Annotated in this window: 1 protein-coding gene; it reads left to right on the top strand. The window is 76.3% G+C overall.

From position 1 onward, the window contains the following. Window positions 1–7,162, top strand: a 7,162-nt coding sequence (locus tag ACFY8W_RS37965; protein ID WP_391115744.1) for an SDR family NAD(P)-dependent oxidoreductase, incomplete at both ends; no start/stop codon positions are given.

The following is a 7,162-nucleotide window of genomic DNA, read 5'->3' on the forward strand; positions in this document are numbered from 1 at the left end:
CCGCGGGCCACACCCCCACCACCTGGCAGCCCGCGGCCCCCACCCGCATCCCCGAAGGCCTGCCCACCTACCCCTTCCAGCACGAGCACTACTGGCTCTCGTCGCGGCGGGGCGGAACGGACGTCACGGCCGCCGGGCTCACCGCCACGGACCACGCGCTGCTCGGTGCGGTGGTGACGCTCGCGGACAGCGACCAGCTGGTCCTCACCGGCCGGATCTCGCTGCGCACCCACCCCTGGCTCGCCGACCACACCATCTCCGGCACCGCGCTCCTGCCCGGCACCGCCTTCACGGACCTCGCGCTCCACGCGGCCGGTCTCGCACAGGTGCGTACGGTGGAGGAGCTGACCCTGGAGTCCCCGCTCGCCCTGAGCGCGGACACCGCGGTCACCCTCCAGGTGACGGTGGAGGCGGCGGACCCGGCGGGCCGCCGGGCGATCACCGTGCATTCGCGCGCGGACGAGTCGGAGCCGTGGACCCGGCACGCCTCGGGCACGCTCACGGACGCCGCTCCGGCTCCCGAGCCGATCGCGTGGCCGCCGCCGGGCGAGCGGGCCGATCTCACGGGGACGTACGAGCGGCTCGACGCGCACGGATACTCGTACGGGCCCGCCTTCCAGGGGCTGACCGCGCTCTGGCGCGACGGCGACGACTTCTTCGCCGAGATCGAGCTCCCCGAGGGCGTCGACACCACCGGGCACACCCTCCACCCGGCCCTCCTCGACGCCGCGCTGCATCCGCTGGTCGACGGGGCCGAGGGCCTGCTGCCGTTCGGCTTCGGCGGCGTGACCCTGTACTCGACGGGTGCGACCCGGCTGCGGGTGCACGCGACGCCGTCCGCCGACGGCGGCGTCACGCTGCGTCTGGACGATCCGGCGGGCGCGCCGGTCGCTGTCGTCGAGTCGCTGGTGCTGCGCCGGGTGGAGGCCGGCCGGCTCGCGGACGGTGCCCGCCGTCAGCCGCTGTTCACGGTCGCCTGGCAGCCGTCCGTGGCCGCCGGTGCCGAGGGCCGTGACGACCGTGAGGACCGCGAGCACCGGGTGGTGCTCGGCGCCTCGCCGGAGGCCGGGGAACTCGCCGCCGCGCTCGGCGCGGAGACGTACGCGTCGCTGGACGCGCTGCGGACGGCGCTGGACGCCGGAACGGCGACCGTGCCCGGGCTCGTCGTGCACGCGGCCGCGCCGGCCGGCTCCGGCGCTCCCTTCCCGCCGGCCGAGGCCCGCGGCGCCGCCCACGAGGCCCTGGCGACGGTGCAGGCGCTGCTGGACGACGAGCGGCTCGCGGACACCCGGATGCTGGTCGTCACGCGGGACGCCGTGGGCACCACCGCGGAGGCCGCCGCCGAGGGCGCGGCTCCCGAGGTGACGGCGCGTGGACTGGTCGCCGCACCGCTGTGGGGCCTGCTGCGTTCGGTGCAGTCCGAGTACCCGGGCCGTTTCGCGCTCGTCGACGTCGACGGAGCGGCGGAGTCCTGGCAGCGGCTGGAGACCGTGGTCGCGTCCGGGGAGCCGCAGAGCGCGGTCCGCACGGGCGAGATCCGCGTGCCCCGGCTGGCCCGGGTCGAGGAGGACGTGCCGACCGCCTCCGCCGGCTCCCCCGAGTCCTCCTCTCCCGCCTCTCCCTCCTCCGCCTCCTCGCCCCTCGCCGCCGACGGCACCGTCCTGATCACCGGCGCCTTCGGCCGGCTCGGCCGGCTGCTCGCCGAGCACCTGGTCGTCCGGCACGGCGTACGGCATCTGCTGCTCACCAGCCGCCGAGGCCCCGAGGCGCCCGGTGCGGACGAACTGGTCGCCCGGCTGGCCGAGTCGGGTGCCGAGGCGCGGGTCGTGGCCTGCGACACCGCCGACCGGGAGGCGCTCGCCGCGCTGGTCGCTTCGGTGCCCGCCGACCGTCCGCTGACCGCGGTCGTGCACACGGCCGGTGTCCTCGACGACGGCGTGGTGACCGCGCTGACGGCGGAGCGGCTCGACACCGTGGTGCGCCCGAAGGCGGAGGCCGCGTTCCACCTCCACGAGCTGACCGCGGACCTGGACCTGGCCGCGTTCGTCGTCTACTCCTCGGTGTCGGGTCTGATCGGCGCGGCCGGGCAGGCGAACTACGCCGCCGCGAACACCTTCCTCGACGCCCTCGCCCACCACCGCCACGCGCTCGGCCTTCCGGCGACCGCGCTGGCCTGGGGCCTGTGGGGCGAGGGCGGCATGGGCGAGAAGCTCGGCGGCTCCGACCTGGCCCGCATGGCCCGGTCCGGAGTGGTGGCGATGACGGAGGCCGAGGGCCTGGCCCTGTTCGACGCGGCCTTCGGCCGTCCCGAGCCGCTGCTCGTGCCCGCGCGGCTCGATCTGGCTGCGGTGCGGTCGCGGGCCGCGGCCGACGGCGTGCCGCCGCTGCTGCGGGGCCTGGTCCGCGCGCCGCTGCGCCGGGTCGCCGCCGCGGCGCCGGCCGCCGGCGGCGGTCTCGCCGCGGAGCTCGCCGGTCTCGACGAGGCCGGACAGCAGCGCAGGATCACGGAGCTGGTGCGGGAGCAGGCGGCGGCGGTGCTCGGTCACGCGTCGGCGTCGGCCGTCGACGTCACCACCGGGTTCAAGGACCTCGGCTTCGACTCGCTGAGCGCGGTGGAACTGCGCAACCGGATCAACGCGGTGACGGGGCTGCGGCTTTCGGCCACCCTGGTCTTCGACTATCCGTCGCCGCAGGCGCTGGTGGCGCACCTGCGGGAGCGGCTCACCTCGTCGGGGGCACCGGGCGCTCCGGCCGGTTCCGCGCTCGTCCCGGCGGCGCGGGCCGCGACCGGGAGCGGGCCGGAGGACGCGTACGAGCCGATCGCGATCGTCGGCATGGCCTGCCGTTTCCCGGGCGGGGTGGCCTCGCCCGAGGACCTGTGGCGGCTGGTGAGCGAGGGTACGGACGCGATCGGGCCGTTCCCCGAGGACCGCGGCTGGGACCTGGAGAACCTGTACGACCCGGACCCGGAGGCGGTCGGCAGGTCCACCACGGACCAGGGCGGCTTCCTCTACCGTGCGGGCGAGTTCGACGCCGAGTTCTTCGGCATCAGCCCGCGCGAGGCGACGGCCATGGACCCGCAGCAGCGACTGCTGCTGGAGACGGCGTGGGAGACCTTCGAGCGGGCCGGCATCGACCCCGGCGAGGTGCGGGGCAGTGACACGGGCGTGTTCGCGGGCACGATGTACCACGACTACGCGCCGCACGTGCAGCACATGCCGCAGGAGCTCGAGGGCATCCTCCTGACGGGCACGCTCGGGAGCGTGGTGTCGGGCCGCATCGCCTACACCTACGGCCTCGAGGGTCCGGCGATCACCGTGGACACGGCGTGCTCGTCGTCGCTGGTGGCGCTGCACCTGGCGGCGCAGTCGCTGCGGCAGGGCGAGTGCTCGCTCGCCCTGGCGGGCGGCGCGACGGTGATGTCGACGCCGGGCACGTTCGTGGAGTTCAGCCGGCAGCGCGGGCTGTCGTCCGACGGCCGCTGCAAGTCGTTCTCCCGTGACGCCGACGGCACCGGCTGGAGCGAGGGCGTCGGTCTGCTGCTCCTCGAGCGGCTGTCCGACGCGCGCCGCAACGGGCACCAGGTGCTCGCGGTCGTCCGGGGTACGGCGACGAACCAGGACGGCGCGAGCAACGGCCTGACCGCGCCCAACGGGCCGTCGCAGGAGCGGGTGATCCGCCAGGCCCTCGCCAACGCCCGTCTGACAGCCGCCCAGGTCGACGCGGTCGAGGCGCACGGCACGGGCACCCGCCTGGGCGACCCGATCGAGGCGCAGGCGCTCATCAACACGTACGGAAGCGAGCGCGACGCCGAACACCCGCTCTGGCTGGGTTCGTTGAAGTCGAACATCGGTCACTCGCAGGCCGCCGCCGGGGTCGGCGGCGTCATCAAGATGATCATGGCGATGCGGAACGGGGTGCTGCCCCGGACCCTGCACGCGCAGGACCCGACGGATCACGTCGACTGGTCCGACGGCACCGTGCGGCTGCTCACCGAGAACCGGCCCTGGCAGCCGGCCGACCGGGAGCCGCGCCGCGCGGGCGTCTCCTCCTTCGGCATCAGCGGCACCAACGCCCACGTGATCATCGAGCAGGCACCGGAGGAGACCGCCGCCACCGAGCGGACGGAACTTCCCGACCTGCCCTGGCTGTTGTCGGCGAAGACCGCCGAGGGCCTGAAGGACCAGGCCCGCCTGCTCCACGCGTACGCCACCGGACACCCCGAGGTGCCGATGCGGCAGGTCGCGGCCTCGCTCGCCGCCCGCACCCGCTTCGACCACCGCGCCGTCGTCGACGCGGCCGGCGACCGGGACGCGCTGCTCACCGCCCTGGCCGCCCTCGCCGAAGGCGCCGAGGCCCCGGGCCTGACCGCAGGCACCGCGCTCGCCGGTGGCACCGCGTTCCTGTTCACCGGCCAGGGCAGCCAGCGGATCGGCATGGGACGCGAACTCCACGCCGCCGACCCGGTGTTCGCCGCCGCGTTCGACGAGGCGCTCGCAGCGCTCGACCGGCACCTCGACCGGCCGCTGCGGGACGTGATGTGGGGCGAGGACGCGGAGCTCCTGAACCGCACCGAGTACACCCAGCCGGCCCTGTTCGCCCTGCAGACCGCGCTCTACCGGGCGCTGGAGCACCGGGGCGTCGTCCCCGACCAGCTGGCGGGCCACTCCATCGGCGAGATCGCCGCCGCGCACGTCGCCGGCGTCCTCGACCTGGACGACGCGGCACGGCTCGTCACCGTCCGCGGCCGGCTGATGCAGGCGCTGCCGGCCGGCGGCGCGATGATCGCCGTCCAGGCCACCGAGGAGGAGGTGCTGCCGCACCTCACGCCGCGGCTGTCCGTCGCCGCGCTCAACGGCCCGGACTCCACCGTGGTCTCAGGCGCCGAGGAGGACGCGCTCGCGGTCCGCGACGCGTTCGCCGCGCTCGGCCGGCGCACCACCCGGCTCAAGGTCAGCCACGCCTTCCACTCGCCGCTCATGGAGCCGATGCTCCGTGAGTTCGAGGAGGCCGTCGCGGGGATCCGCTTCCGGCAGCCGTCGGTGCCGCTCGTCATGAGCGGCGACCCGACGACCGCCGCCTACTGGACGGCGCACATCCGCGACACGGTCCGCTTCACCGACCACGTCCGGGTCCTGGAGGAGCGCGGCGTCGTGCGGTACGTCGAGCTCGGCCCGGACGCGATCCTGACGGCCCTCGCGCGGCAGTCGCTGTCCGGTCCCGCCGTGCTCGCCCCGGCCCTGCGCCGCGGCGGGGACGAGGCGGCCACGTTCGGCGCTGCCCTGGCCCGGCTGCACGTCGGCGGGCTCTCCCCCACGAACTGGCGGCCGGACCGCACGCCGGCGCATCCCGAGGACCTGCCGACCTACCCCTTCCGGCAGGACCACTACTGGCTCACCCGCCGCGCGGAGCGGCCGGGCGGCGCCGGATCCGGGCACGCGCTGCTGGACACCGCGGTCCGGCTCGCCGACGACGACGGGTTCGTGCTGACCGGGCGGCTGTCCCGGCGCAGCCACCCGTGGCTGGAGGAGCACGCCGTCGGCGGGGCGGTCCTGCTGCCCGGCGCGGCCCTGGTCGACCTGGCGCTGCACGCGGCGGACCTCGCCGCGGCCGGGTCGGTCGACGACCTGACCCTGGAGGCCCCGCTGGTGCTGCCCGAGTCGGGCGCCGTCGACCTCCAGCTGCGGGTCGGCGCGCCCGACGGGGCCGGCCGCAGGCCGCTGGCCGTGCACTCGCGCGCGGCGGACGGCGGCGAGGAGACCGCCGGGGCCGGGGACGGGGCGGACTGGATCCGGCACGCGACCGGTTCCCTCGCCGCCGGTGCGTCCGAGGGCGCCTCCGCGGAGCACCTCTCCTGGCCGCCGGCCGGCGAGCCGGTCGACCTCACGGGCGCGTACGACGCCCTCGCCGCCCGCGGGTACGCGTACGGGCCGCTGTTCCAGGGCCTCACGGGCCTGTGGCGGGACGGCGACGATCTGTACGCCGAGGTCGCCCTGCCGGACGACGCCGGCGAGGGCCATGACACCGGCACCGGCAACGCCGGTCACGTGCTGCATCCCGCGCTGCTCGACGCCGCGCTGCACGCGCTGCTGGTTGCCGACCCGGAGGCGCCGCTGCGGGTGCCGTTCAGCTGGTCCGGGATCTCCGCGTACGCCGAGGGTGCCCGGGCGCTGCGGGTGCGGCTGCGCAGGACGGGTACGGACACGGCGGCCCTGACGCTGGCGGACGCGACCGGCGCGCCGGTGGCCGAGGTGGCCGAACTGGCCCTGCGCGCCGTGGACCCGAGCGCGCTCGCCGAGGCCTCGGCGGGCTCCCTCGACCCGCTCTACGTGCTGCGCTGGCGGCAGGTTCCGGCGGAGCGGCCGGCGGATCCGGACGCGCCTGCCGCCTCCTGGGCGACGCTCGGCAAGGACGGCGACGCGGTGGCCGACCGGCTCGGCATCCGGGCCCGGCACGCGGACCTGGCGGGGCTGCGGGCCGCGCTGGACGCGGGCGGACCGGTGCCGTCGGTGGTCGTGCTGCCCTGGCGGGAGGACGGCGACGACGTGCTCGCCACCGCCGACGCCGCCGCGGTCGACGCGCTCGCCGTGGTGCAGGAGTGGCTGTCCGACGATCGGCTCGCCGACACCAGGCTCCTCATGGTCACGTGCGGCGCCGTCGCGGCGGGCCCGGATCCCCGGGTGACCTCACCGGGCGTGTCGACGGTGTGGGGTCTGCTGCGGACCGCGCAGCAGGAGACCGAGGGCCGGTTCACCCTGGTGGACCTCCCGCCGGCGCCGGACACCGACGGAGCCGTGGGCGGGCTCGGCGACGACTGGGCGGCGGAGGCGGAGTCGCTGCCGGCCGTGGTGGCCGTCGGACGCGGCGAAGTGGCCGTACGGAACGGACAGTTGTTCGCTCCTACCCTGGCCCGCGCCGAGCGTGACCGCGCGGCAGGGGCGGCCGGAGCCGCCGGAGCGGCCGCGGGCGCCGAAGCAGGCCCGGGAGCAGGGCTGTTCGACCCTGAGGGCACGGTGCTGATCACCGGAGGCACCGGTGCGCTCGGCAGCCTCCTCGCCCGTCATCTCGTGACGAAGCACGGCGCGCGTCACCTCGTCCTCACCAGCCGCCGCGGACCCGACGCCCCCGGCGCCGACACCCTCGCCACCGAACTCACCGCACT

It is taken from the genome of Streptomyces sp. NPDC012637 (assembly GCF_042954805.1).
Taxonomy (GTDB): Bacteria; Actinomycetota; Actinomycetes; order Streptomycetales; family Streptomycetaceae; genus Streptomyces.